This is a genomic window from Stappia sp. TSB10GB4 (assembly GCF_900185745.1).
In the GTDB taxonomy this organism is placed as follows: domain Bacteria; phylum Pseudomonadota; class Alphaproteobacteria; order Rhizobiales; family Stappiaceae; genus Stappia.
Genome location: NZ_FYAV01000057.1, coordinates 269,242 through 295,606, shown reverse-complemented (window position 1 = coordinate 295,606; position 26,365 = coordinate 269,242). Strand labels below are relative to the sequence as shown.

25 protein-coding genes are annotated in these 26,365 nt (G+C 68.3%); 17 read left to right on the top strand and 8 right to left on the bottom strand.

Features of this window, described 5'->3' with window-relative positions; genetic code table 11:
* Positions 1 to 36: 36 nt before the first annotated feature.
* From TSB10GB4_RS17590 to TSB10GB4_RS17565, 6 genes are read left to right on the top strand one after another with little or no spacing between them, the layout of a single operon-like run.
* Positions 37 to 984: an ABC transporter permease gene (locus tag TSB10GB4_RS17590; protein WP_186396798.1), complete on the top strand. Its 948-nt coding sequence runs from the start codon at positions 37 to 39 to the stop codon at positions 982 to 984.
* A gap of 43 nt (positions 985 to 1,027) precedes the next feature.
* On the top strand, positions 1,028 to 1,879 hold the full coding sequence (locus TSB10GB4_RS17585) for an ABC transporter permease (protein ID WP_186396797.1): 852 nt from the start codon (positions 1,028 to 1,030) through the stop codon (positions 1,877 to 1,879).
* Position 1,880: 1 nt separating this feature from the next.
* Positions 1,881 to 2,882, top strand: coding sequence for an ABC transporter ATP-binding protein (locus TSB10GB4_RS17580; RefSeq protein ID WP_186396796.1), 1,002 nt, complete (start codon positions 1,881 to 1,883; stop codon positions 2,880 to 2,882).
* A complete protein-coding gene (locus TSB10GB4_RS17575; RefSeq protein ID WP_186396795.1) occupies positions 2,879 to 3,880 on the top strand; it encodes an ABC transporter ATP-binding protein in 1,002 nt (333 codons plus the stop codon). Before TSB10GB4_RS17580 ends, TSB10GB4_RS17575 begins: the two co-directional genes overlap by 4 nt.
* Positions 3,880 to 5,349, top strand: coding sequence for a M81 family metallopeptidase (locus TSB10GB4_RS17570; protein ID WP_244570944.1), 1,470 nt, complete (start codon positions 3,880 to 3,882; stop codon positions 5,347 to 5,349). The genes TSB10GB4_RS17575 and TSB10GB4_RS17570 overlap by 1 nt, the downstream gene beginning before the upstream one ends.
* Before the next feature lie 18 nt (positions 5,350 to 5,367).
* Positions 5,368 to 6,447, top strand: a complete 1,080-nt coding sequence (locus TSB10GB4_RS17565) for a D-TA family PLP-dependent enzyme (protein WP_186396794.1) — start codon at positions 5,368 to 5,370, stop codon at positions 6,445 to 6,447.
* A gap of 18 nt (positions 6,448 to 6,465) precedes the next feature.
* Here TSB10GB4_RS17565 and TSB10GB4_RS17560 read toward each other — a convergent pair whose 3' ends face one another.
* Positions 6,466 to 7,167 carry a GntR family transcriptional regulator gene (locus TSB10GB4_RS17560; protein WP_186388094.1) on the bottom strand — a complete coding sequence of 234 codons (702 nt, stop codon included), beginning with the start codon at positions 7,165 to 7,167 and terminating at the stop codon, positions 6,466 to 6,468.
* A 275-nt stretch (positions 7,168 to 7,442) separates the two neighbouring features.
* Here TSB10GB4_RS17560 and uxaC point away from each other — a divergent pair, with 275 nt between their 5' ends.
* The 10 genes from uxaC (at position 7,443) to TSB10GB4_RS17510 (ending at position 17,858) form a co-directional block, all read left to right on the top strand.
* A complete protein-coding gene (gene uxaC, locus TSB10GB4_RS17555; protein ID WP_186396793.1) occupies positions 7,443 to 8,849 on the top strand; it encodes a glucuronate isomerase in 1,407 nt (468 codons plus the stop codon).
* Between the two features lie 32 nt (positions 8,850 to 8,881).
* Positions 8,882 to 9,862: a TRAP transporter substrate-binding protein gene (locus TSB10GB4_RS17550; RefSeq protein WP_186396792.1), complete on the top strand. Its 981-nt coding sequence runs from the start codon at positions 8,882 to 8,884 to the stop codon at positions 9,860 to 9,862.
* Between the two features lie 80 nt (positions 9,863 to 9,942).
* A complete protein-coding gene (locus tag TSB10GB4_RS17545) occupies positions 9,943 to 10,452 on the top strand; it encodes a TRAP transporter small permease (RefSeq protein ID WP_186396848.1) in 510 nt (169 codons plus the stop codon).
* A 3-nt stretch (positions 10,453 to 10,455) separates the two neighbouring features.
* Positions 10,456 to 11,736, top strand: a complete 1,281-nt coding sequence (locus TSB10GB4_RS17540; RefSeq protein WP_186396791.1) for a TRAP transporter large permease — start codon at positions 10,456 to 10,458, stop codon at positions 11,734 to 11,736.
* Between the two features lie 30 nt (positions 11,737 to 11,766).
* On the top strand, positions 11,767 to 12,084 hold the full coding sequence (locus TSB10GB4_RS17535; RefSeq protein WP_186396847.1) for a cupin domain-containing protein: 318 nt from the start codon (positions 11,767 to 11,769) through the stop codon (positions 12,082 to 12,084).
* A 30-nt stretch (positions 12,085 to 12,114) separates the two neighbouring features.
* The gene (gene kduI, locus TSB10GB4_RS17530) at positions 12,115 to 12,939 is read left to right on the top strand and encodes a 5-dehydro-4-deoxy-D-glucuronate isomerase (RefSeq protein ID WP_186396790.1); all 825 of its coding nucleotides are present in this window, start codon (positions 12,115 to 12,117) and stop codon (positions 12,937 to 12,939) included.
* A complete protein-coding gene (gene kduD, locus TSB10GB4_RS17525; RefSeq protein WP_186396789.1) occupies positions 12,936 to 13,679 on the top strand; it encodes a 2-dehydro-3-deoxy-D-gluconate 5-dehydrogenase KduD in 744 nt (247 codons plus the stop codon). The genes kduI and kduD overlap by 4 nt, the downstream gene beginning before the upstream one ends.
* Positions 13,669 to 15,117: a mannitol dehydrogenase family protein gene (locus TSB10GB4_RS17520; RefSeq protein WP_244570942.1), complete on the top strand. Its 1,449-nt coding sequence runs from the start codon at positions 13,669 to 13,671 to the stop codon at positions 15,115 to 15,117. Before kduD ends, TSB10GB4_RS17520 begins: the two co-directional genes overlap by 11 nt.
* A complete protein-coding gene (uxuA, locus tag TSB10GB4_RS17515) occupies positions 15,110 to 16,303 on the top strand; it encodes a mannonate dehydratase (RefSeq protein WP_186396787.1) in 1,194 nt (397 codons plus the stop codon). Before TSB10GB4_RS17520 ends, uxuA begins: the two co-directional genes overlap by 8 nt.
* Positions 16,296 to 17,858 (top strand): UxaA family hydrolase, encoded by a 1,563-nt coding sequence (locus TSB10GB4_RS17510; RefSeq protein ID WP_186396786.1) that lies wholly within the window; start codon positions 16,296 to 16,298, stop codon positions 17,856 to 17,858. Before uxuA ends, TSB10GB4_RS17510 begins: the two co-directional genes overlap by 8 nt.
* Positions 17,859 to 18,049: 191 nt before the next feature.
* On the opposite strand, the gene TSB10GB4_RS17505 is transcribed toward TSB10GB4_RS17510, so the two are convergent.
* The 7 genes from TSB10GB4_RS17505 to TSB10GB4_RS17475 all read right to left on the bottom strand — a co-directional run bounded on the left by TSB10GB4_RS17505 (position 18,050) and on the right by TSB10GB4_RS17475 (position 25,167).
* Positions 18,050 to 18,259: a cold-shock protein gene (locus tag TSB10GB4_RS17505; protein ID WP_186388103.1), complete on the bottom strand. Its 210-nt coding sequence runs from the start codon at positions 18,257 to 18,259 to the stop codon at positions 18,050 to 18,052.
* A 304-nt stretch (positions 18,260 to 18,563) separates the two neighbouring features.
* On the bottom strand, positions 18,564 to 20,477 hold the full coding sequence (locus TSB10GB4_RS17500; RefSeq protein ID WP_186396785.1) for an SH3 domain-containing protein: 1,914 nt from the start codon (positions 20,475 to 20,477) through the stop codon (positions 18,564 to 18,566).
* A gap of 239 nt (positions 20,478 to 20,716) precedes the next feature.
* Positions 20,717 to 21,604, bottom strand: coding sequence for a LysR family transcriptional regulator (locus tag TSB10GB4_RS17495; protein ID WP_186396784.1), 888 nt, complete (start codon positions 21,602 to 21,604; stop codon positions 20,717 to 20,719).
* A 167-nt stretch (positions 21,605 to 21,771) separates the two neighbouring features.
* Positions 21,772 to 22,497 carry an arsenical resistance protein ArsH gene (arsH, locus tag TSB10GB4_RS17490; RefSeq protein ID WP_186396846.1) on the bottom strand — a complete coding sequence of 242 codons (726 nt, stop codon included), beginning with the start codon at positions 22,495 to 22,497 and terminating at the stop codon, positions 21,772 to 21,774.
* A 5-nt stretch (positions 22,498 to 22,502) separates the two neighbouring features.
* Positions 22,503 to 22,946, bottom strand: a complete 444-nt coding sequence (arsC, locus tag TSB10GB4_RS17485) for an arsenate reductase (glutaredoxin) (protein ID WP_186396783.1) — start codon at positions 22,944 to 22,946, stop codon at positions 22,503 to 22,505.
* Positions 22,947 to 22,954: 8 nt separating this feature from the next.
* Positions 22,955 to 23,308: a helix-turn-helix transcriptional regulator gene (locus TSB10GB4_RS17480; protein WP_186396782.1), complete on the bottom strand. Its 354-nt coding sequence runs from the start codon at positions 23,306 to 23,308 to the stop codon at positions 22,955 to 22,957.
* A 143-nt stretch (positions 23,309 to 23,451) separates the two neighbouring features.
* Positions 23,452 to 25,167: a Na/Pi cotransporter family protein gene (locus TSB10GB4_RS17475; RefSeq protein ID WP_186396781.1), complete on the bottom strand. Its 1,716-nt coding sequence runs from the start codon at positions 25,165 to 25,167 to the stop codon at positions 23,452 to 23,454.
* Positions 25,168 to 25,457: 290 nt separating this feature from the next.
* Between TSB10GB4_RS17475 and TSB10GB4_RS17470 the strand changes: the two genes are divergently transcribed.
* Complete coding sequence (locus tag TSB10GB4_RS17470) at positions 25,458 to 26,300, top strand: inositol monophosphatase family protein (protein WP_186396780.1); 843 nt, start codon at positions 25,458 to 25,460, stop codon at positions 26,298 to 26,300.
* The last annotated feature ends 65 nt before the right edge of the window (positions 26,301 to 26,365 follow it).

Below are 26,365 nucleotides of genomic sequence, written 5' to 3'. Positions count from 1 at the left end.
TGGCCGCCTCCCGACATTTCGCGGAAAGTCACGCTCATGCTCGGATATGCCCTGCGGAGACTGCTGACGCTCGTGCCGACGCTGCTCGCCGCCTCGCTGCTGGTCTTTCTTTTCGTGCACCTGATCCCCGGCGATCCGGCTGCCGTCCTGCTCGGCGACAGCGCCACCCCCGAAGAGATCGCCAGCCTGACGCGCGAGCTCGGTCTCGACCAGCCGCTCTACACCCAATACCTGCTATGGCTCGGCAATGTGCTGCAGGGCGACCTCGGCACCTCGATCTTCTTTCGCATCCCCGTCACCGCGGTGATCGCCGACGGCGCAGAGACCTCGATCCTGCTCGCGCTGATGACGATGGTCTGGATCGTCATCCTCGGCGTGCCGATCGGCGTCATCGCCGCCAGCTATCGCGGCACCTGGGTCGACCAGGTCACCTCGGGCGGGGCCATGCTCTTTGCTTCCGTGCCGACCTTCTGGCTCGGTCTCTACCTGATCCTGATCTTTTCGGTGACACTCGGCTGGCTGCCCTCGTCCGGCTATCCCTCGATCCGCGACACGGGCGGGCTTGCCAACCTGCGCTACCTGCTGCTGCCGAGCTTCACCCTCGCCGCGCCCAACGCGGCGCTGATCATCCGCCTGGTGCGCGCCTCCATGCTCGACGTGCAGCGCGAGGACCATGTGCGCACCGCCCGCGCCAAGGGCCTCGCCCCGTGGAAGGTCTCGGTGAAGCACGTGTTCCGCAACGCGCTGATCGCCGTTGCCGCCGCCTTCGGCTTCACCTTCGCCGCCCTCGTCTCCGAGGCGGTGGTGACCGAAACCGTCTTCTCGCTGCCCGGCATCGGCCGCCTCGTGGTCCAGTCGATCCTGCGCCGTGACTATCCCGTCATCCAGGGCGTCATCCTGGTGATCGTCGTCCTCTACATGGTCATCAACCTTCTGGTCGACCTCGCCTATGCGCGCCTCGACCCCAGAGTGTCGCTGAAATGACCCGGACCCGTTCTCTCAAGCCGCAAAGCCAGGGAGCTGAGGCATGACCGCGATCCTCACCATGGGCCGCATCTTCCGCGGGCGCTGGCTCGCCACTGCCGGACTGTGCTGGCTGGTCCTTGTCGCGCTCGCCGCGATCTTCGCCCCGCTTGTCGCCCCTTACGATCCGCTGGAGTTCGATCCGCTTGTGCGCCTGTCGCCGCCGAGCCTGGAGCATCTGTTCGGCACCGATCACTTCGGCCGCGACAGCTTCTCGCGCAGTCTCTATGGCGCCCGCATGGCCATCGTCATCGGCTTCGGCAGTGTCGTCGTGGCGCTGGTCGCCGGCGGCCTTGCCGGCATGATCTCGGCCTATTTCACCCGCCTCGGCCATGTGATCATGCGCATCGTCGACGTGCTGATGGCGTTTCCGGCGCTGCTGCTCGCCCTCGTGCTGATGACCCTGCTGGAGCGCAGCGTCGTCAACACGGTGATCGTGATCGGCATCGTCTATGCCACCACCACCGCCCGCATCCTCTTCGGCATGACCTTGAAGCTGAAGGGCGAGGTCTTCGTCGATGCCGCCACCTGCTCCGGCGCCGGCCATGCCAGCATCCTGTTCCGCCACATCCTGCCGAACCTCGTCTCGCCGCTCCTGGTGCAGGCGAGTTTCATCTTCGCCTTCGCCCAGTTGCAGGCCGCGGCCCTCGACTTTCTCGGTCTCGGCCTGCCGCCGGAAGTGCCGAGTTGGGGCAACATGCTGTCGGAATCGCGCATCTACGTCACCCGCGCCTCCTGGCTGCTGCTGTTCCCCGGCGCCCTGATCATCCTCTCCGTCTTTTCCATGAACCTGGTCGGCGATGCCCTGCGCGACAGCATCGACCCGCGGTTCCGCAACGACATCAAGGGGGTGTGAGATGACGCGCCCGAATGGAACTACGGACGACCTGCTGCTCGACATGCGCGGCCTGACGCTCGGCGTCGCCACGCCCGACGGCCTCCTGCCGGTGGTGCAGGACCTCTCGCTCAGCCTCTCGACCGGCGAGACGCTCGGCATCGTCGGTGAGAGCGGCTGCGGCAAGAGCCTCACCTCGCTCGCCATCATGGGCCTGCTGGAGGGAACGCCCGTGCGCGTTCTTGCCGGTGAGATCTTCTTCCGCGGCCGCGACCTCCTGCGTCTGTCGCCGCGCGAGCGCCGCGCGATCATGGGCAACGAGATGTCGATGATCTTCCAGGAGCCGATGACCTCGCTCAATCCGGTCTACCGGATCGGCGACCAGATCATCGAGGCGATCCGCGAGCATCGGCCAATGTCGCGCCGGGCAGCGCGCGACCGGGCGCTGGAACTGCTGACCATGGTCCGCATCCCCGATCCGGCCGGACGCATCGACAGCTTCCCGCACCAGCTTTCCGGCGGCCAGCGCCAGCGCGTGATGATCGCCATGGCACTCGCCGGCTCGCCGCGCCTCTTGATCGCCGACGAGCCGACCACGGCCCTCGACGTCACCGTTCAGGCGCAGATCCTCAAGCTGATCGTCGAGCTGCAGAAGGACACCGGCATGGGCGTCATGCTGATCTCCCACGACCTTGGCGTCATCGCCGAGACCTGCGACCGCATCGCCGTGATGTATCGCGGCCGCGTGGTCGAGACGGCGGGCGCGCGCGAGCTGTTCCAGGACATGCGCCATCCCTACACGCGCGGCCTGCTGGACTCAATTCCCGAAGCCGACGAGGACGTCGACCGGCTGTCCGCGATTCCCGGACGTGTCCCGACGCTCGACGAGACCATCACCGGCTGCGCCTTCCATCCGCGCTGCGCGCGGGCAGGAGCCGGCTGCGACAGCGACCAGCCGGCGCTCACCGCCTTCGCGCCCGCCCATTTCGCCCGCTGCCACTACCCGCTGGAGCCGGACGCATGACCGACGCAGCCCCCCTCCTCCAGGTCCGCGACCTGAAGACCCACTTCACCTTCCGCTCGCCCTCCACCGGCGTGTTGCCGGGGCCTAAGCGCGTGCTCAAGGCGGTCGACGGCGTCTCCTTCGACCTTGCCGAGGGCGAGGTGCTGGGCATCGTCGGCGAGAGCGGCTGCGGAAAATCCACGGTCGGGCGCACGCTGACGAAGCTCGAGCCGGCGACCAGCGGCGAGGCGCTGTTCCGCGGCCGCGACATTCTGGGGCTTTCGGCAGGGGCCTTCCGGCCGCTGCGACGCGAGATCCAGATGATCTTCCAGGACCCCTTCGCCTCGCTCAACCCGCGCCTCACCATCGAGCAGACGCTGGCCGAGCCGGTCCGCATCCACGGACTTGCCCGCACCCGCGAGGAGGTGCGCGCGCGCATCTCCGACACGCTGGTGAAGGTCGGCCTCGATCCGAAGGTGATGACCCGCTATCCGCACGAGTTCTCAGGCGGCCAGCGCCAGCGCATCGGCATCGCGAGGGTGATGATCGTCGAGCCGCGCCTCGTCATCGCCGACGAGGCTGTCTCCGCGCTCGACGTGTCGATCCAGGCGCAGGTGCTCAATCTCATCAAGGACCTGCAGCGCGACAGCGGCATCTCGATGCTGTTCATTTCCCATGACCTCGGCGTCGTACGGCACATCTCCGACCGCGTCGCCGTCATGTATCTCGGCCGCATCGTCGAGACGGCGCCGAAAGCCGCCATCTTCGAGAAGCCCGCGCATCCCTACACGCGCCTGCTGCTCGCCTCCATCCCGCGCATCCGGCCGGGCCGGCAACCGGTCGTCGATCTCGGCGAACCGGCCAGTGCCGCCTCGCCGCCCTCCGGCTGCGCCTTCCATCCGCGTTGCCCGCTCGCCACCGACATCTGCCGTTCGACGCGGCCCGAGCCGGTGGACCTTGGCAACGGACGTTCCAGTGCCTGCCACCATGCCGGCCAGCTTCTCGGGGAGGCCGCCTGATGGCCGAAATGAAACGCGTATTCGTCGGGTCCCTGGCAACGGAGACCAACACTTTCTCGCCCCTGCGCACCGACCTGCAGGACTTCCGCGACAGTTTCTATGCGGGCCCCGGCGAACATCCGGCGACGCCGACCCTGTGCAGCGCGGTGTTTCCGGTCGCCCGCGAGCGTGCCCGCCAGTACGGCTGGCAGGTGATCGAGGGCACCGCCACCTGGGCGGAGCCGGGCGGCCTCGTCAACGCCCGCACCTGGGAGCTGCTGCGCGACCAGATGCTGGCCGAGATCCGCGCCGCGCTGCCGCTCGACATCGTGCTGCTGGGCCTGCATGGCGCGATGGTCGCCGACGGCTGCCTCGACTGCGAAGGGGAGATCCTGGAGGCGGTGCGCACCATTGTCGGCCCCGACACGATCATCGGCGCCACCTTCGATCCGCACAGCCACCTTTCGGCAAAACGCACCGCCAATGCCGACCTTCTAGTCGCCTTCAAGGAATTCCCGCACACGGATTTCGTCATCGCTGCCGAAAGCCTCGTCGATCTCGCCCACCGTACCTCGATCGGCGAGGTGACACCGGAAATCTCCGTCTTCGACTGCCGGATGATCGAGGTGCTGCCGACCAGCCGCCAGCCAATGCGCGGCTTCATCGACAAGCTGAAGGCGCTGGAGGGGCACGACGGCATCCTGTCGGTCTCGGTGATCCACGGCTTCATGGCCGCCGATGTGCCGGATCTCGGCTCCCGCCTCGTCGTCATCACCGACGGCGACCGCCCAAAAGGCGACCGGCTGGCGCGCGAACTCGGCATGGAGCTCTTCTCCTTCCGCGGCCGCACCCGTCCGGACTTCCTCACCCCGGCTGAGGCACTCGACAGGGCGGCCGAGATCGAGGGCCATCCGGTGGTCATCGCCGACGTGTGGGACAATCCGGGCGGCGGCGTGCCGGGCGATTCCACCATCGTGCTGCGCGAGATGATCGCGCGCGGGCTCACAAACGCCGCCCTCGCCTCCATCTGGGACCCGGTCGCGGTTCGCACCTGCATTTCCGCCGGCGAAGGCGCAACGCTGCCTCTGCGCTTCGGCGGCAAGATGTCGGCCGCCGCCGGCGAGCCCATCGATGCCGAGGTGACGGTGGAGAAGGTGGTGCGCAACGCCGTGCAGAGCTTCGGCACCAGCGTCGTGCCGCTGGGCGATTCGGTAACGATCCGCATCAAGGGCCTGCGTGTCGTGCTCAACACGGTACGCTCGCAGATCTTCAGCCCGGACGCCTTCTCCAACATGGGGATCGACCCGGCAGCGATGAAGATCCTGGTTGTGAAGTCGACCAATCACTTCCACGATGCCTTCTCGCGGATCGCCTTCGACATCCTCTATGCGGCGGTCGACGGGCCCTACCCCAACGATCCTGCGACCAACACCTACCACACCCTCACGCGCGCCATCTGGCCGCGCGTCGAGGATCCCCACGCTGCCTGAGACATACGGGACCACGCCATGACCGCCGACGCGCCCTTCCAGCCGGAGACCCCCGCCCTCGTGCTGGACGAGGCGGTGGCGCTCGCCAACATCGCCCGCTTCCAGGCCCATTGCGACCGGCTCGGCCTCAAGAGCCGGCCGCATATCAAGACCCACAAGCTGCCGCGCTTCGCCAAGGCGCAGATCGCGGCCGGCGCGCGCGGCATCACCTGCCAGAAGATCGGCGAGGCGGAGGTGATGGCCGATGCCGGCATCGACGACATCCTCATCACCTTCAACATCCTGGGCGAGGCCAAGCTTGCGCGACTGAAGGCGCTCGCCGGGCGCATCGCCCGCCTTGCCGTCGTCGCCGACAGCAAGACGACGGTGGACGGCCTCGCCGCCGCCTTCGCGGATGGCGCGGCAACGCTGCATGTGATGGTGGAATGCGACACGGGCGCGGGGCGCTGCGGCGTCCAGACCTCAGCAGAAGCGGCGGATCTCGCCGCCCGGATCACGGCTGCGCCCGGCCTCGCCTTCGCCGGGCTGATGACCTATCCGGCCCCCGGAAAGGCCGGCAATGTCGAGCGTTTCATGGGCGAGGCGCTGGCCCTGCTCGCCGCGCGCGGCATCGAGTGCCCGGAAATCTCCAGCGGCGGCTCGCCCGACATGTGGCATGCGGGCGAAGCGGAGGGCGGGTCCCGCAACCTCGTCACCGAGTATCGCGCCGGCACCTATATCTACAACGATCGCTCCTTGGTCGAGCGCGGCGCCTGCACCCTCGACGATTGCGCCCTGACGGTGCATGCCACCGTCGTCAGCCGGCCGACGCCGACCCGGGCCGTGCTCGATGCAGGCTCCAAGGCACTTTCCTCGGATCTGCTCGGCCTCACCGGCCACGGCACCATCATCGGCCATCCGGATGCGCAGATCGCCGCGCTCAGCGAGGAGCATGCGGTGGTCGAGATCCCCGCCGGCAGCCTTGCCGTCGGCGACCGCGTCCGCATCGTGCCCAACCACTGCTGCGTGGTGACGAACCTGTTCGACCGCGCCTGGCTGCTGGCGGCCGATGGCGGCGTCGAGGAGATCGACATCGCCGCGCGCGGCCGCATGACCTGACCGGCTGGCCCGGCGGCGTCACGCCTCGTCGGGATCGAAATAGGCGCCATGCGCTGCGCGAATGTCGTCGATGATGCCAGCGATCCGTCCCAGATGCGAGCGCATCCGCGCCACGGCCGCCACCTCGTCGCCGGCCCGCACCGCCTCCAGAATGGAGACGTGATCCTCCATCGCCAGCCTTGCGCCGTTTTCCAGCGACAGATAGCGCACCCGGTCCATATGCGCCTTGTGGTCGCGGATCAGCGCCCAGACATGCCCCTGTCCGGCGATCTCGCAGATCCGGTTGTGGAAACTGTCGTCGAGCGCGTGGAAGCCGGCGCGATCATCCCGGTCCGCCGCCTTTTCCTGCTCGCCGATCAGGTCTTCCAACTCGCCGAAATGCTCCGGCCGGATATTGGCCATCGCCGCGCGCACGGTCTCGAGTTCCAGCGCGGTGCGGATGAAGCGGGCCCGGTGCACCGCCTCCACCGAGATCGGCGTCACCACCGTGGCGCGCTGCGGGCGGATCAGCAGGAAGCCCTGCTGCGACAGCCGGTAGAAGGCGTCGCGCACCGGCTGCCGGCTGACCCCCATCTGCTTGGCGACTTCCGCCTCCGACAGTTTGGTGCCGGGCAACAGGTCGAGCCCGACCACCCGGTTGTAGAGTTCCGCGAAGACCAGATCGGTCACGGACGGCACGCGGGTCATGTCGAGCGTCCTGAGCTTGATCTGTTCCGTCATTCCCCTGCCCTCCCTGCGGCCGCCCTGTCCGTCTCCGGATGATCCGAAGCCGCATACGGAGCCGCCACGCTGCCGGACGTGTCGTCCGCGCCGGTTTTCCGGCATTTGCCGGGAGGCCCGTCCTAGCGACTGCCGCCCAGTTTGACAATTCGCCGCCGTCCTTGTCCGGAGGCGTTGACTCAACTTGCCGACTAACATATTAGATTACTAGTTAGTTCGCCACCCCCAAGAATGAGATGCGAGAAACGCGACAGGGGGAGGCAGGGAGGATCGGAATGGCGCTGTTGGACGAGGACCGGCTGTTTCCGGTGGAGCCGCGCACGCGTGGCCTTGCCCGCGACATCTACCGGACCATCCGCGACCTGCCGATCGTCAGCCCGCATGGCCATACCGATCCGGCCTGGTTCGCGCTGAACGAGCCGTTCCCCGATCCGGCCGAGCTCTTCGTCGTGCCGGACCACTACGTCTTCCGCATGCTGGGTTCGCAAGGTATCCCGCTGACCGATCTCGGCGTGCCGAGGGTCGACGGCGGCGCCAGCGAGCGCGACCCGCGCCGCATCTGGAAACTGTTCGCCGACAACTTCCACCTGTTCCGCGGCACGCCCTCCGCGCTCTGGCTGACCCATTCCTTCCAGGAGGTCTTCGGCATCGATGAGCCGCTCGGCCCTGAGACCGCGACGCGCATCTACGACCATATCGCCGACTGCCTTGCCCGGCCGCAGTTCCGGCCGCGCGCCCTCTATGATCGCTTCAACATCGAGGTCATCGCCACCACGGAATCGGCGCTCGACCCGCTCACCCATCACCGCGCGATCCGCGACAGCGGCTGGGGCGGCCGGGTCATCACCGCCTATCGACCGGACGCGGTCACTGATCCCGAGTTCGAGGGTTTTGCCGCAAATGTCGCGCACCTCGGCGAGCTCACCGGCGAGGAGACGACGACCTGGTCCGGCTACCTTGCCGCCCATCGGGCGCGCCGCGCCGTCTTCAAGGACCATGGTGCCACCGCCACTGACCACGGCGTGCCCAGCGCCCGCACCGAGGACCTGTCGCCCACCGAGGCTGCCGCCCTCTTCGACAGGGCGCTGGCCGGGCGCTGCACGGCGGAGGAAGCCGAGCGGTTCCGCGGCCACATGCTGACCGAGATGGCGCGCATGAGCCTCGACGACGGGCTGGTGATGCAGATCCATCCCGGCGCCTTCCGCAACCATTCCCCTGCCGTGATGGCCCGGCACGGCCGCGACAAGGGTTTCGATGTCCCGACCCGCACCGACTATGTCCGCGCGCTCAAGCCGCTGCTCGACGTGGTCGGCCACGAGCCTGGCCTCACCATCATCCTCTTCACGCTGGACGAGACGTCCTACGCACGCGAACTGGCGCCGCTCGCCGGTGCCTATCCGGTGCTCCGTCTTGGCCCGCCCTGGTGGTTCCACGACAGCGCGGAAGGCATGCGCCGGTTCCGCGAGATGGCGACGGAGACCGCCGGCTTCTACAACACCGTGGGGTTCAACGACGACACCCGCGCCTTCTGTTCCATCCCCGCCCGCCACGACGTGGCGCGCCGGTCGGATGCGGCATTCCTCGCCACACTCGTCGCCACCGGGAGGCTCGGCGAAGGCGAGGCATATGAGGTCGCACGCGACCTCACCTACACTCTGGTCAAGGCCGCCTACAGGCTGTGACCGGGCGAAACTGCTCTAGGGAGGAACTGAACATGAAGCATTGGAAGACCATGACGGCAGCCGTCGGGCTGCTCGCCGCCTCGGCCATGACGGCGCAGGCGGCCGACATCGTCCTGCGGTCCTCGGACACTCATCCGGACGGCTACCCGACCGTCGAGGCGGTCAAGTATCTCGGCGAGCTCGTCAAGGAGCGCTCCAACGGCCGCATCGAGATCGAGGTGTTCCACTCGGCCCAGCTCGGCCAGGAGAAGGACACGATCGAACAGACCCAGTTCGGCGTGATCGACATGAACCGCGTCTCGCTCGGGCCGTTCAACAACATCATCGAGGAGACCCAGGTTCCCTCGCTGCCCTATATCTTCCGCTCCGTCGAGCACATGCACAAGGTGATGGACGGCGAGATCGGCCAGGAAATCCTCGAAGCCTTCTCCGCCCATGACCTCGTCGGCCTCGCCTTCTACGACGCCGGCTCGCGTTCGTTCTACAACCGCCAGAAGCCGGTCGAGACCATGGCCGACCTGTCGGGCATGAAGTTCCGCGTCATGCAGTCGGATCTCTTCGTCGACATGGTCAACGCGCTCGGCGCCAACGCGACGCCGATGCCCTATGGCGAGGTCTATTCCTCGATCCAGACCGGCGTCATCGACGGGGCCGAGAACAACTGGCCGTCCTTCGAAAGCTCCGGCCACTACGAGGTTGCCGGCCACTTCACGCTCGATGAACACCTGATCGTCCCGGAAGTGCTGGTCATGTCGAAGAAGAGCTGGGACAAGCTCTCGGCCGAGGATCAGGAGATCATCCGCCAGGCGGCCAAGGACTCCGTCCCGCATATGCGCAAGCTCTGGGCCGAGCGCGAGGCGGCCTCGGAAGCCAAGATCCGCGAGGCCGGCGTCCAGATCGTCAGCGAGATCGACAAGACGCCGTTCATCGAGGCGATGAAGCCGGTCTACGAGAAGTACGTGACCTCCGACAAGCTGAAGGACCTCGTCGCCCGCATTCAGGCGACCGAGTGATCCCGACGTGACTTCGAACCCGCGGCGGCCGGTCCGCCGCGGGCTTCTTCTTGCCGGGAGGACGCATCTTGCAAGGGACAATGCGCGCCGTCGCGCGGATCACGGGCATCATCGGCCGCATCGCCCTGTGGCTGTCGGCAACGGGCCTCGTGCTGATGACCGCTTTCATTTCGGTCCAGGTGTTCTACCGCTATGTGCTGAACGACAGCCAGTCCTGGACGGAGCCCGCCTCGGTCATGCTGATGGGCTGGTTCATCTTCCTGGGCGCTGCCGTCGGCATCCGCGAAGGCTACCACCTGTCCTTCGACGTGCTGCTCTACGTGCTGCCGCTGAAGGTCAAACTGGCGCTGCACTCCGTCTCCGACGCGGTCGTCATCGCTTTCGGTGCCGGCATGGTCTGGTACGGCGCTGAGCTTGCCGCCCGCACCGCCGGCAACAAGCTGCCCTCGCTCGGCATCTCCGGCGCCTATGACTTCCTGCCCCTCGTCGCCGGCGGCGTTCTCATCGTCCTGTTCTCGCTGGAGCGGCTCGCCCGCCGCGCCGCAGGCCTGCCGACCGCGCGCTTCGGCGAAACCGAACTGGAGGATTGACCGATGGAACTGTTGATCCTCTTCGGCACCTTTACCGCCCTGCTGCTGATCGGCACGCCTGTCGCCTTCTGCCTCGGCGTCTCGTCCTTCGCCACCATCGTCTATCTCGGCCTGCCGCCGGTCGTGGTGTTCCAGCGCCTGAACTCCGGCGTCTCCGTCTTCGCGCTGATGGCGATCCCCTTTTTCATCTATGCCGGCGAGTTGATGGTGCGCGGCGACATCGCCCGCCGCCTCGTCGCGCTTGCCGGTGCGCTGGTCGGTCATCTGCGCGGCGGCCTCGGCCAGGTCAACATCACCGCCTCCGTGCTGTTCGGCGGCATTTCCGGCTCGGCCGCGGCCGATGCCTCGGCGATCGGCGGCCTGATGATCCCGCAGATGAAGGCGCGCGGCTATGACGTCGCCTACGGCGTCAACGTCACCGTCGTCTCCTCGATCATCGCCCTGATGCTGCCGCCCTCTCACAACATGATCATCTATTCGATCTCCGCCGGCGGGCGGATCTCCATCGCCGACCTGTTCACCGCCGGCATCCTGCCCGGCCTGCTGCTGGCGCTGGCGCTGATGTTCGCCGCCTGGTACGTCGCCCGGAAGCGCAACTATCCCATCGACCCGTTCCAGGGCTGGGCCATGGTCGGCTACCTCCTGATCAACGCGATCCCGGGCATCCTGCTGATCGCCATCATCTTCGGCGGCGTGCGCTCCGGCATCTTCACGGCCTCGGAGAGCTCGTGCATCGCCGTGGTCTATGCCCTGTTCATCACCGCCATCGCCTACCGCACCATGAGCTGGCAGACCTTCGTGCTGGCGACCACCGCCGCGGTGCGTACCACCGCCATGGTGCTGCTGGTGATCGGCTGCGCTGCCTCCTTCGGCTGGCTGCTCGCCTATCTGCGGGTACCGACGACCCTCGTCGCCGTCATGCAGGACATCTCCCAGAACCCGCTTCTCGTCCTGCTCCTGATCAACATCATCCTGCTGATCCTCGGCACCTTCATGGACATGTCGCCGCTGATCGTCATCACCACGCCGATCTTCCTGCCCGTTGCCCAGGCTTTCGGCGTCGATCCGGTCCATTTCGGCGTCATCCTGATCCTCAATCTCGGCATCGGCCTGTGCACCCCGCCGGTCGGCGCCGTGCTCTTCGTCGGCTGCGCCGTCGGGAGGATCACCGTCTGGGAGGCGGTGCGGTCGATCTGGCCCTTCTACTTCGCCGCCGTCGGAACCCTGCTGCTCGTCACCTATGTGCCGGCCCTGTCGCTCTGGCTGCCCTCGCTGTTCCACTGATCGAACCGGAGCCCGTTCATGTCACCCCCCATGTCGCCCCTTGCCGCCTTTCCAGAAGTCGCGCCCGGACCGGGGATAACCCGCCGCGTCGTCGCCGACAGTCCGCAGATGATGGTCGTCGCCTTCACCTTTGAGGCCGGCGCGGAAGGCGCGCTGCACAGCCATCCGCATATCCAGTCCACCTATGTGGAAAGCGGCCGCTTCGTCTTCTCGCTTGACGGCGAGGAGTTCGAGGTCGGCCCCGGGGACAGTTTCGTCATCCCCTCCAACGCGGTGCACGGCTGCCGCTGCCTTGAGGCAGGGCGGCTGATCGACGGCTTCACGCCCCGCCGCGACGACTTCCTCTGATCCCGAACATCCCCCTTTGAAGGAGCCGCCATGCTGAGCGTCGAGACCCGCCACGCCGTCCACCAGGACCATGCCAGGGGCATGGACACGGACGAGCTGCGCCGCCACTTCCATGCCGGAGGCCTGTTCCGCGACGGCGAGATCCGCCTCGTCTACACCCATTACGACCGCTTCGTGCTGGGCGGCGCGGTGCCGGGCGCCGGCAAGCTCACCCTCGACAAGGTCGAGGAAACCCGCACCGCCACCTTCCTGGAGCGGCGCGAGATGGCCGTCGTCAATATCGGCGCGACCGGCGAGGTCTCGACGGATGGCGGAAGCTGGACGCTGGAGCGCGGCGACGTGCTCTATCTCGGCATGGGCGCGGGCCCCGTCACCTTCTCCGGCGGCGGGCGCTTCTACATCACCTCCGCCCCGGCGCATCGCACCCTGCCCGCGCGGCTGATCCGCCTGTCGGAGGCGAACAGCCTGAAGCTCGGCGCCACAGAGACCTCCAACAAGCGCACCATCAACCAGTTCGTCCATCCGCTGGTGATGGAAAGCTGCCAGCTCGTGCTCGGCTACACCACGCTGGAGGAGGGCTCGGTCTGGAACACCATGCCGGCTCACGTCCATGACCGGCGGATGGAGGCCTATCTCTACTTCGACATGACCGAGGACCAGCGCGTCCTGCACCTGATGGGCGAGCCGCAGCAGACCCGCCATCTCATCGTCGCCAACGAGGAAGCCGCGATCTCGCCGCCCTGGTCGATCCACTCGGGCGCCGGCACCGGCAGCTACACGTTCATCTGGGCGATGGCCGGCGACAATGTCGACTACACGGACATGGATTTCGTCAGCATGGCGGAGATGAAATGAGCCCCTCCTTCTCGCTCTCCGGCCGCAAGGCGCTGGTGACCGGCGCCAATACCGGCATCGGCCAGGCCATCGCCCTCGCGCTGGCCGAAGCCGGTGCCGAGGTGACCTGCGCCGGTCGCCGCTCCTGCAGTGAGACCGTCGCCGCAATCGAAGCCGCCGGCGGCCGCGCGACCTCGCTGACCCTTGACCTGGCCGACCCGATGGCCGCGCGCGACGTCTTTGCCGGCTCGGGCCATTCGATCCTCGTCAACAATGCCGGCATCATCCGCCGCGGGGATAGCGTCGACTTCACGGAAGACGACTGGGACGCGGTGATGGACGTCAATCTCAAGGCGCTGTTCTTCACCACCCAGGCCTTCGCCCGCGAGTTGCTGGCGCGCGGCGAGGGCGGCGCGGTCGTCAGCATCGCCTCGATGCTGTCGTTCCAGGGCGGCATCCGCGTGCCGTCCTACACCGCCGCCAAGCACGGCGTTGCGGGGATAACCAAGATCCTCGCCAACGAGTGGGCGGCAAAAGACATCAACGTCAACGCCGTCGCGCCCGGCTATATCGCCACCAACAACACCAAGGCGCTGCGCGACGACCCGGACCGCTCGGCCGCGATCCTCGAGCGTATCCCCGCCGGCCACTGGGGCGCGCCCGAGGATATCGCCGGCACCGCCGTCTTCCTGTGCTCCCCGGCCGCCCGCTACGTGCACGGCGCGGTGATCCCTGTCGATGGAGGCTGGCTTGCCCGCTGACCTGCCCCGCCTGAAACCGCGCCGCGGCGGGCCGCGCCCCGGCACCGGCATCGTTCATCTCGGCCTCGGCGCCTTCTTCCGCGCCCATGGCGCCCTCTACATCGCCGAGGCGATGGCTGCCTCCGGCGGCGACTGGGGCATTGTCGGCGTCTCCTTGAAGCGGCCCGACCAGCGCGACCGGCTGGCGCCACAGGACTTCGCCTATACCGCGCTGGAGCTCGCACCCGGCGGCGAGGTGCCGCGCATCGTCGACGTGCTGGCCGGCGTCCTCGTCGCGCCGGAAGACCCGGAGGCGGTGGTCGCCCTGATGGCCGCGCCCACCACGCGGATCGTCACCCTCACCGTCACCGAGAAGGGCTATTGCCACGAGCCGGCGACCGGACGGCTGTCGCTTACCCATCCCGACATCATCGCGGACCTTGCCGATCCGGCACGGCCCGCCTCGGCCCTCGGCTTCCTGGTGCGCGCGCTCGCCCGCCGCCGCACGGCGGGGATAAAGCCCTTCACCGTGCTGACCTGCGACAACCTCCCCCACAACGGCGCGATGCTGCGCGGTCTGGTGCTGGAGCTGGCCGAGCGGATCGACCCTGCCCTTTCGCGGTGGATCGCGGCGGAAGGCCGGTTCCCCTCCACAATGGTCGACCGCATCGTGCCGGCGACCAGCCCTGCCGATCTCAACCATGTCGCCCGCCTGATCGGCTGCCGCGACGAGAGCCCGGTGCTGCACGAGCCGTTCCGCCAATGGGTGATCGAGGACGATTTCGTCGGCGGCGACCGGCCGGACCTTGGCGCAAGCGGCGCGGAACTCGTCGCGGACGTTGCCCCATACGAGCTGATGAAACTGCGCTGCCTCAACGGCACGCACAGCTCGCTCGCCTATCTCGGCTATCTCGCGCGGCACGAGACCATCGCCGACACCGTCGCCGACCCGGCTTTCTCGACCTTTCTGGACCGCCTTTGGGCCGACGAGATCCTGCCCGGCCTCACCCCGCCGCCCGGCGTCGACCTTGCCGCCTATGCGGCCCGGCTCAAGGAGCGCTACGCCAATCCTGCGATCCGCCACCGCACCTGGCAGATCGCCATGGACGGCTCGCAGAAACTGCCGCAGCGCATCCTCGGCCAGATCGAGGAGGGCCTTGCCGCCGGCCGGCCGATGTCCGGCCTCATCCTGTCGGTCGCCGCGTGGATGACCTATGTCGGCGGCGCCGATCTTTCGGGGAACCCCATCGACGTGCGCGACCCGATGGCCGAGCGCCTCAACGCCCTGTGCCATGCGGCGAAAGGCTCGGCGGCCACGGTCGATGCCCTTTTGGGCCTGCGCGAGATCTTTCCGGCCAGCCTTGCCGGCAACGCAGCGTTCCGCGACCGGCTCGCCGAGGCCCATGCCGGCCTTGCCGAGCGCGGTGCCCGCGCCATGGTCGAGGCCTGTCATGCTTGAAAGCTGGCGCTGGTACGGGCCGCTCGACCGCATCGGGCTTCACGAGATTGCGCAGACCGGCGCGCGGGGCATCGTCACCGCGCTGCACGAGATCCCTTACGGCGAGATCTGGAGCCGGCAGGCCATCGCCGACCGCAAGGCGATGATCGCCGCCAGCCGCCTCGACCTCTCCTGGCAGGTGGTCGAGAGCCTGCCCGTGCACGAGCATATCAAGCGCGGCGACGGCGACCTCGCCCCGCTCTTTGCCAATTACCGCCAGTCGCTCGCCAACCTTGCGGCTGAGGGCATCTTCACCGTCTGCTACAACTTCATGCCGCTGCTGGACTGGACGCGCACCGACCTTGCCAGCCCGATCCGGGGCGGCGGCACCTGCCTGCGCTTCGATGCGGCGCGCATGTGCGCGCTGGAGATGTTCATGCTGGAGCGCGAGGGGGCGGAAGAGGACTATCCGGACGAGGTGCGCGCCCGCGCCCGCCAGTGGTTCGAGGCAAGCGATGAAGCCGCGCACGAGGAGCTCGTCGCCGCGATCATGGCGGGTCTTCCCGGCGCCTATGACCGCTACGACATCCCGGCCCTGCGCCGAGCCCTCACCCTTTACGAGGGCATCGACACGCGGGCCCTGCGGGCAAATTTCGCCCGCTTCCTCGACGAGGTGGTGCCGGCGGCCGCAGAGCTCGGCATGCGCCTGTGCGTCCACCCGGACGACCCGCCGCGCGACATTCTCGGCCTGCCCCGCATCGTTTCGGATGCGCAGGATATCGCCTGGATCCTCGGCCGCGACGAGACGCCGGCCAACGGCCTGACCCTGTGCTCCGGCTCGCTCGGCGCCAATCCGGCGAACGACGTACCGGCCATCGCCCGCCGTTTCGCCCCGCGCATCCATTTCGCGCATCTGCGCAATGTCGCCAAGGAGCCAGACGGCAGCTTCGAGGAAGCCGCCCACCTTGCCGGCGACACCGATATGGTGGCGCTTGTCGCCGCGCTGCTCACCGAGGAGCGCCGGCGCCGGGACGAGGGCCGGGCGGACGCGGAAATCCCCTTCCGCCCCGACCACGGACACGAGCTGCTGTCGGACTTCGACCGCGACACCCATCCGGGCTATCCTCTGATCGGACGCCTGCGCGGCCTTGCCGAGCTGCGCGGCGTCGTCACGGCCCTGTCCCACCCCGGAACCCGCCATGCCTGACACCGACACCGGCCTCGCCGCCCGCCCGCCGCTCGTGCTTTCGGAGCGCGACAATGTCGCCGTGCTCGCCGCCCGCGCGGAGGCCGGCAGCGATCCGCTGGGGCTCGGGGCGCCGCTGTCCGCCGCCGTCGCGCCGGGGCACAAGATCGCCCGCCGCGCCATCGGGGCGGGCGAGCCGGTGGTCAAGTATGGCCAGGTGATCGGCTATGCGACGGCCGAAATTGCCGCCGGCGCGCATGTCCATTCGCACAATTGCGAGATCGGCGCGCATGAGCGCGCCTATCGCATCTCCGACAAGCTGGAGGAGGCGCGCGCCGCCATCCCGCGCCTTGCCGAGGGGGATATCGCCGGCAGCTTCCTCGGCTACCCGCGCACTGATGGGCGCGCCGGAACACGCAACATGATCGCGCTGGTCGCCACGGTGAACTGCTCGGCGACCGTGGTGCGACGGGCCGCCGACATCCTCAACGCCTCCGGCGTGCTGGACGACTGGCCGAACATCGACGGCGTCGTCGCCTTCGCCCACGGCACCGGCTGCGGCATGTCCTCGAACGGTCCGGGCTGGGAGATCCTCCAGCGCGTGCTGTGGGGCCATGCGACCCATCCCAATGTCGGCGCTGCGGTTTTCGTCGGCCTCGGCTGCGAGGTGATGCAGGTGGCGCGCATGAAGGCGCTCTATTCGGACGGCACGGAGACCCGCTTCCACGGCCTTGCGATCCAGGAGAACGGCGGCACCCGCGCCACCATCGAGCGGATCGTCGCGACCGTCCACGAGCTGCTGCCGGAGGTGAACCGCACCGCCCGCCGGCCAGTGCCGGTCGCGGCGCTGAAGCTCGGCCTGCAATGCGGCGGCTCCGACGGCTGGTCGGGGATAACCGCCAACCCGGCGCTCGGCATCGCCTGCGACCTCTTGGTGGCGCAGGGCGCGACCGTCGTCCTGTCGGAAACCCCGGAAATCTTTGGCGCCGAACAGCTTTTGCTGTCGCGCGCGGCCTCGCAGGAGGTCGCCGACCGCCTGATCGAACGCATCCGCTGGTGGGAGGACTACGCGGCGCAGAACGGCGCCTCGCTCGACCAGAACCCCAGCCCCGGCAACAAGGCCGGCGGCCTCACCACCATCCTGGAAAAGTCGCTCGGCGCCGTCGCCAAGGCCGGCGCCACGCCGCTGAACGAGGTCGTCGGCTACGCCGAACAGGTGACGGGTCCCGGCCTCGTCTTCATGGACACACCGGGCTACGACCCGGTCTCGGCGACCGGCCAGATCGCCGGCGGCTGCCAGCTCGTCGCCTTCACCACCGGGCGCGGCTCGGCCTTCGGCTCCAAGCCCGCCCCGACCCTGAAGATCGCGACCAGCGACCGGCTCTACCGGGCGATGCGCGAGGACATGGACGTCAATGCCGGCGAGGTGCTGGAAACCGGCGTCTCATTGGCTGAAAAAGGCCGCGAGATCCATGCCCGGCTGATCGCCGCCGCCTCGGGCGAACGCACGAAATCCGAGGCTTTGGGCCTCGGCGACCACGAATTCGTGCCCTGGCAGATCGGCGCGGTGCTGTAGGGATCGGGATCGCCCCAAAACGCAAAAAGGCCGGGCGAACCCGGCCTTCCCTTTTGCCTCGATGAGTGCCGCCAGTACATCCGTGGTCAGCGCTCAGAAGCACGATTGCGTTCGTCGGGGCGTCGCCGTTGAGGGCGCCTGACAGGCGGGGATATGTCCGCCAAGCCTGTCAGTCCCGACGCTGCAGGTCCTTACGCGGCCTGCAGGTTGTCGGCGGCAGCCTTGCCGCTGCGGCGGTCGGTGACGATCTCGAAGCTGACCTTCTGGCCCTCGACGAGGCTGGTCATGCCAGCGCGCTCGACCGCGGAGATGTGAACGAAGACGTCGGGCTTGCCGCCGCCCTGCTCGATGAAACCGAAGCCCTTGGTGGTGTTGAAGAACTTCACGGTACCGGTGTTCATGGCGATTTCCTTTTCATATCGCGAACGGGTAGGTGCCTGCCCCGCAAAAGCAAACGGCAGACGGTTCAGATCGATTTTGAGAGAGGAAGATCGCCGTTCACGCGCCACGCGCGCTCAGGAACAAAGTTCGACAACCCAGATCGATATGCCCCTATATGGACGCCAACGGTGACCAAAACAAGGCCTCATATCGCGGGGACAAAATAAATCGCACGGCGACCCCGCCAGCTCCCTCTCGTTGCCGCAGGCCTCCCGCCCTGTCATCCGTCCCCCCGCCCGCTGGCCCAGCAATAGAACAGCCCGGTCAGCGGCAGATCCGCAGCAGGATGTCGTGGCCGCCGCCGCTGCGATGCGTCAGGTTGGTGGCCAGCGCCAGCGACCCGTCCGGCAGGACGGCGGCGGGCCCGGCCGAGGTCGCCCGCTCAAACCGTGCATCGTCCTGCGGCGGACGGTTGTCGCTGCGCGTCTCCGGCGACCAGGCGCCCGAGGCGCCGTCGAAGCGCAGCATCCGGTCAATCCCCCAGCCGCGCTGCACCAGCCAGAAGCCGCCGTCGCGCGTCGGCTCGATCTGCGGCTCGCCGGAAGCGCGCTTCATCTGCAACCCCTCGATGGGCTGCGGCACGCTCACCGCGCCATCGACGATGCGCACCCAGCTATTGCTACCTCTTTGATGTTCCAAGACAAACAGCGCCTCGCCCCAAGGCCCCGCACCGCCCGCCAGCAGCGTGTGTGCGCCGTCCGGCTCAAGCACCGGCCCGATAGCCGCCCCGTCAAGGCCGACCCGCGCCGCCCGCAGCGGCGCCCCCACATCCGACCACCAGAGCAGCAGTTCGCCGCCGAGACCGACCGCGCCGGTATAGCCGTTGGTCATCGCCACCCGGTCGCTGCCCGTCGCAGTGATCCGCGCGGGAGCGCCCCAACGGCCGGACGCCGCCTCGCGCGTCACCATATAGAGGTGCGGCCGGCTCATGCTTGCCCCGTCCGCGAAGGGCTCGCTCCAGATCGCCGTCAGGTCGCCATTGGGATGCGAGGCGCCAATGACATGGCCGATCCGGGCGCCAGAACCGCCGGATTGCACCTCTTCCACCTGCCAGCCTCCTGCCCGCCCGGCGCGCACAGCCACCAACGAGCGATCCGAAAAGCCTTTAAGCATCAATAGGATCAGACTACCATCGCCGTTGCGATGGGCATGCAGGGGGCCTGCCGCGGGCGACGGGGCGCGGGTCTCGATCTCGCCGCCCGACGGGCCGCCGGGATCGATCAGACCCAGTGCCTGATCGCGGTAACCGGAGGCGGAGCGGACGGTGCCGGTCCATACGCCGACGTGGCGGAGGGTCTGGTCGCGGAGCAGCACCGGGTCGCCGGACCCGACGTCGCCGCCGCCGGACGGCAGCGGCCCGGCCAGCGCCGGGCTGAGGCGCGCGAGCCGGACATCGGGCCGCAGCGCCGTCCACAGCACCTGCGGCGTGCCAGCGGCGTCGGCGAGGACAAAGTGGCCGAGGCCGCGCTCCGAGGGAACGAGCTGGCGGCTCTCGCAGACCGGCGGCGCCGAGACATCGACCGGGGCGGAGGCCACAGGTTGCGGCCGGGCAGCGGGCGCAAGCGGCGCCGGCGCGGCGGCCGCCGCCTGGCGCTGCCGCTCCTCTTCCTCCGCATCCTCGCGGGCATAGAGCGAGCCGCCCTCCAGCACCTCGCCATAGCCTTCCCGCACCAGCATCGCCTCATAGGCGGGCGTCGCCACATCGAGCACCCGCCGGCTCTGCGGGTGATCGGGATTGTTGAGATGCAGGTCGTGGTAAGGGTCCCAGGGACCGAGCGTGACGTCGCGGCCGCCGATCCGCGATCCGGCAAGGCCAGCGACCGCCGGATCGTGCAACACCTGGCACATGCCGGTCACGGTCAGCCGCGCCAGAACATAGCCGTCGAGCTCGAACCCGTGCACCTCGCCCTGCAGGTCGTCGAGCAGTTCCACCCGCAGCCAGGATCGCGGGTCGCGGGGATTGCCCGAGCGGACCCGGAGGCCGGTGCCGTTTTCCAGGGTCGCCAGAACCGGGTGCTGGGTGCCCGGCCCGGCGCGGACATTGAGCGTGTCGCCGCTCGCCGTGCAGCTCTCGATCAGCCAGCCGGCGCCGTCGTCGGAGGCAGACCCGGACGCGACCTCGGCAAGCATGACGACGGGGACAAGAAGCAGTGTCAGAAGGAAACCAATCGCCCGCATCCCGTCCCCTTTGCCGGTCTTTCGCAACAGCCGTGCCGTCATGCTGGGCGACAAACGGCCGGGGATCAACCCCTTGCGGCCACCTTTGCCGGCCGGATCGGTCTTGCGCGACCCAACTCGCGGAATCACAAGGAAGTTCTGTTTTTTCAAAGGCTTGAACGCAATTTCAGGTTGCGACGATTTTTGCGAAATTCGCTCTCAAAATGCCCGAAAATTAAGACTCGCGTCGCAATCGCCGCTCAGACGGCAAGTTGCCGGGCGACCTCCGACAGGGTCGCCAGCAGCGGCGTCAGCGGCTCGCGCTGGACCATGACGAGGCCGATCGGCTCTCCCGCATCCGCGCTGTCGCCGACGATCGGCACGGCGGCGATGGCGCCGGCGGAGACGAACATGCCGGCGAGCTTTTCCGGCACCACGGAGGCCCATTTGCCGGTGATAACATGGGCGACGAGGGCGATGATCGAGTTGGATTCGACCTGGGCCTTCGGCGTCACCCCGGCGGCCGCAAGATGCCGGTCGACAATAGCGCGGTTCTGCATGTCGGGGGTCAGCAGGCAGAGCTGCTCGCCGCCGAGCTCGTGCCAGCCGATCCGGTCGCGCGCTGCCAGCGGATCGGACACGGAGACAAGCAGACGATAGCGCTCGCGGTAGAGCGGCAGCACGGTGCGGCGGCGCCGGGCGTCGGCGTCGAGATAGGTGATGCCGGCATCGAGGTCGAGCCGGTCCATCTGCTCGAGGATCTCGGCCGAGGTGCGCGACAGGATCTGGAAGCGCACGCGCGGGTGGCGCAGCGCATAGGGAGAGACGAGATCGGCGACCATCGGCAGCGCCGTCGGGACGACGCCGATGCGCAAGGTGCCCTCCAGATCGGAGCGGACGGCGCGCATCTCCTCGCGCAGGGCACGCATGTCGCCGACGATCCGCAGGGCCAGCGCATGCACCCGCTCGCCCTCCGGCGTCAGCCCCTGGAAACGCGAGCCGCGATGGACGAGCTGGACGTTGAGCTGGTCCTCGAGCTGGCGGATCGCCGAGGACAGCGTCGGCTGGGTGACGCCGATGCTCTCCGCCGCGCGGCCGAAATGGCGCTCGCGCACCAGCGCAATGAACATTTCCAGCTTGTCGATCATACCCGCCGTACCCGTTTCCGCCCTTTATCGACGATCCGCCTTGCAGCAGTCGTCGCGATTGCGCCGGACGATAGCACGGGCGCGACCGCGCCAGACAGAGCATGGGCGCGACCGCGGCAGGCAGAGCACCCGCGCGGCAGCGGCAGGCAAGGACAGTGGAAACCGCGTCAGATCGAGCGCTGGTTGACGCGCGCGGAGACCTCGGCCGCCGTCTCCACCCGCTCCGAATAGCGGTCGACCAGCGCAGCCGAGCGCCCGCGCACCATCAGCGTGAACTTCACCAGTTCCTCGGTGACGTCGACGATCCGGTTGTAATAGGAGGACGGCTTCATCCGGTCGTCCTCGCCGAATTCGGCGAAGGCGCGGGCGACGGAGGGCTGGTTGGGGATGGTGACCATCCGCATCCAGCGGCCGAGAATGCGCATCTGGTTGACCGCGTTGAAGCTCTGCGAGCCGCCGCAGACCTGCATCACCGCCAGCGTCTTGCCCTGGGTCGGGCGGAGGCCGCCGAGCGACAGCGGCAGCCAGTCGATCTGCGTCTTCATCAGGCCGGTCATCGCCCCGTGCCGCTCCGGCGAGACCCAGACCATGCCCTCCGACCACATGGCGAGGTCGCGCAGTTCGCGCACCTTGGGGTGCTCCGGATCGGCCCCGTCGACGAGCGGCAAGTCGCGCGGGTCGAACATCCGCGTCTCGCAGCCGTGCCAGTCGAGCAGGCGGCGGGCTTCTTCCGCAACGAGGCGCGAGAAGGAGCGCGGACGCAGCGAGCCGTAGAGCAGCAGGATGCGCGGGGGATGGAAGGCCTCGCCCGGCAGGGCGTAGTCGGCCGGGTCGATCCGGCGCATCTGCGAAAAATCGATGTTCGGCAGGTCGGCGGCGGCAAGATCGGTCACGGACCTCACGAGGCGGCCTCCCCCGCCCCGGAAGCGGTACCGGAAGCGGAGCCGGCGACGATCTCGCCGTCCTCCTTGCGGAACGTGCCGATCGCCGCATTGGGCAGGATCTCCAGCACGGCTTCCGAGGGGCGGCACAGGCGGATGCCCTTTTGCGTGACGACGATCGGCCGGTTGACCAGAATGGGATGCTCCAGCATGGCGGCAAGGATCGTCTCGTCGTCGACGGAGGGATCGGTGAGGCCAAGTTCCTCGGCCGGCGACTTCGACACGCGCAGGGCGGTGCGCGGGGTCAGCCCGGCGCCGGCGAACAGGGCCAGAAGCTGCGGCCGGGTCCAGCCGGTCTTGAGATAGTCGATGACCACGGGCTCCTCGCCGGAGGCGCGGATCATCTCCAGCACGTTGCGCGAGGTGCCGCAGTCGGGATTGTGGTGAATGACGATGGTCATGAGGGTCCTTAACGTATCACGGGGTCCGGCGCGCAGCAGGCCGGTAGCGACGCCAGCAGCGGACGGCAGACATCGGGCGCGCCGCCGCAGCAGTCTTCCATCAGGAAGGCAAGCAGCGCCGTCAGGCCGCCCATGTCGGCGACATAGCGGATCGTCCGCCCCTGCCGGTGGCTGCGCAGCAGGCCGGCACGGGTGAGGATCGCCAGATTGGTCGACAGCGTGTTCTGCCGCACGCCGAGGGCGGCGGCGATGTCGCCGGCCGCCATCCCCGCGCCCCCCGCCCGGATCAGCAGGCGCAACACGTCGAGACGGGTCTCCTGCGACAGGGCGGCGAAAGCCGAAAGAGCGTCTGTCTTTTCCATATTTCGAGAATATTCGATATATTAGGCCCGTCAAGCCCCATCAAACCCCCGGCGAAACCCCATCAAGCCCCCGCGAAACGAAGACGGGCCGCACGATCCCGTGCGGCCCGTCCAATCATCGGCCCGCCGGGCGGGCGGCACGGTCAGGCCGGCTGTTCGCCGCCGGTGCTGCGATAGGCTGCGTCCTCGCGGCGCGCGCCGCCGGCCGGCGCGGCGACCAGCCGCGTGTCGGCAAGCTCGCCGCAGGCCTCGAGAATCGGCTGGGCGACGACGACGAAATGACCGTGGATGCGCTTCAGGTCGCGCAGCACGTCCATGTGGATCGAGGTCGTCTCCATCGACAGCTTCACCCCCTCGCGTAGCCGCGCAAAGTGGCGCTCGGCATAGTGCCGCTCCAGATCGCGGATCGCCGTCTTTTCGGCGAACAGCCGGCGCGCCAGGTCGACATCGCCGCTGGCGAAGACATTGAGCGCGGTGGCGAAGTTGGATGCGACGCGGGCGTGGAACGCCTTGAGGTCGGCAAGCCCTTCGGAGGAGAAGGCAAGGTTGCCGCGCCCCTTCTTTTCCGCCAGTTCCAGGAGCTGCTTGTCGATGACGTCGCCGATATGCTCCAGATTGGTGGTGAAGGAGAGGATCTCCATGAAGCGGCGGGAATCCTCCTCCGACATGCCCTTGCGCGACATGCGCACCAGATGCAGCTTGATCGCCTCGTTGACCGCGTCGACCGCATCGTCGCTGGCGCGGATGTCGCGGATCAGCTTCGGATCGCCGGTCTCCAGCGCCTCCATCGAGCGGATCAGCATCGCCTCGACCCGGTCGCCGAGCGCCAGCGCCTCGCGATGGGCGGCGGCCAGCGCCTCCGACGACATGTCGGTGGCGGCGCTGCCGAGATAGCGGGGCCGCTTCGGGTCCGCCGGCTGCGCCGCCGCCGGCACGAGCCGCTCCAGAAGCCGCGACACCGGCCCGACCAGCGGAATGAAGATCAGCGCGACGAGAATGTTGTAGGCCAGATGCACATCGACGGTCAGCCGCGCGCCGACCAGGCCGTGGCTGGTGGCGAGAGTGGCCAGCGCGCCGGAAAACGGCACCAGCACCGCCGCGACCGCGCCCCGCATCAGCATGTTGCCGAGCGGCACCCGCTTGGTCTCCGGCGGCCCGCCCCAGTTGGCCGAAAGCGGGGCGGCGGCGGCGCCGACATTGGCGCCGAGCACGGCGGCAATGGCCAGCGTCGGAGTTACCGCCCCCGTCAGCGCCAGGGTGGCGATGACGAGGACCACGGCGAGCGAGGAATGCGCCGCCCAGGTGATGCCGGCGGCAAGGATGGCGGCGAGGATCGGCTCGCTGCCGAGCGCGGCGAGCACCAGGGCGAAGGTCTCGGACTCCGCCAGCGGCACCACGGTCGCCCGCAGCGCCTGCAGCGACAGGGTCAGCAGGCCGAGGCCGATCAGCGCCCGGCCGATGCACTGCGCCCGGTCGGCCTCCATCGACAGGAAGGTGACGACGCCGGCGGTGACGAAGACCGGCCACAGATAGGAGACGTCGAGCGACAGGATCTGCGCGGCGATGGCCGAGCCGACATCGGCGCCGAGCACCACCGCCAGCGCCATGGCGAGCGGCACCAGCCCGCGCCGCGAGAACGAGGTGAGCAACATCGCCGTCGCCGTGGCGCTCTGCATCAACACGGTGACCCCGGCGCCGGCCAGCGCCGCCGTCGTCCGGTTGCGCGTCGCCGAGGCGAGCACCGCCCTGAGCGAGGAGCCGAACGCCCGCACCACGCCGGTGCGCACCATCCGCACCGCCCAGATCAGCAGCGCCACGCCGCCGATAAGCTGCACGAAGACCGCACTCGCACTCATCATCTCTTCGTCGTCCTCTTGCCCGTCATGTCGGTGCCTGTCGTCTTTTGCCGGCAGCCTCGCGGCCCCTCTCCGGGCCGCCGACGGACGCCGCCAAACACCAAACCGTCGTCAAACCGTAATGTTCATCCGCCATTGCTGCGCGTGCCCGGGCCGGGAGCCGCCCGGCACGGAGCGTTCTGAAGTCTCGCCGTCAATCATGGCGGCAGGATGCCGACAAACCGCTTTTCCATCGGCCGAATACGTGGAAAAACAAAGATGGCAGATATTTGTCGGCTAAGTAAGAGGAAAGCATGAGCGCACCCCTGAATCCGGACGTGACGTTGCGGTTTCTTGCCCTTCAAGGACTTGCGGCCGAAGCCGCGGCCCTTGCCATGCGGTATTTCGACAATCGCGACGCCATGGCCGTCTCGCTGAAAGGCGCCCAGGACTGGCTCACCGAGGCCGACGGGGCGGTGGAAGCCCTGATTCGCGCCCGCATCGCCGAAGTGTTCCCCCAGGACAGCGTGCTGGGCGAGGAGGGCGGCGGCGAGGTGAGCGAGCGGGTGTGGATCGTCGATCCGATCGACGGCACCTCCAATTTCGCCCATGGCGACCGCACCTGGTGCATTTCCATCGGCTTCCTCCTCAACGGCACCCCGGAACTCGGCTGCATCGCCGCCCCGGCGCTCGGCGAGACCTATCTGGCCCGGCGCGGCCATGGCGCGACGCTGAACGGCAAGCCGATCAAGGCGGCCGCCACCGACACGATCACCCGTGCCACCCTGGAGCATGGCTGGTCGCCGCGCCTGCCGGTCGGCCGCTTCATCGACACGGTCCGCGCCCTGTTCGAGGCCGGCGCCAATGTCAAGCGCTCCGCCTCCGGCGCGATGGGCCTTGCCTCCGTCGCCTGCGGCCGCAGCGACGGCTATCTGGAAGGCCATATCAACTCCTGGGACGTCGCCGCCGGGATCGTCATCGCCAGCGAGGCGGGCGCCCGCGTCAGCGACTTCTTCAGCGGCGACTGGACGAACGGAAATCCGATCCTCGTCGCAGCCCCCGCTGTCGCCGAGGAGACCGCGCGCGTCGCCGGTCTGTCGCTCTCCTCCTCTGCCTCAGCCCTGGCACTTTCCCCAGGGTCGAAGGCGGGAGATTGACGACCGGCCTCGCGCAATTCAAGTTGAACGCACGAATGCACAGGTTTGCAAGCCTGTTTCGTAAA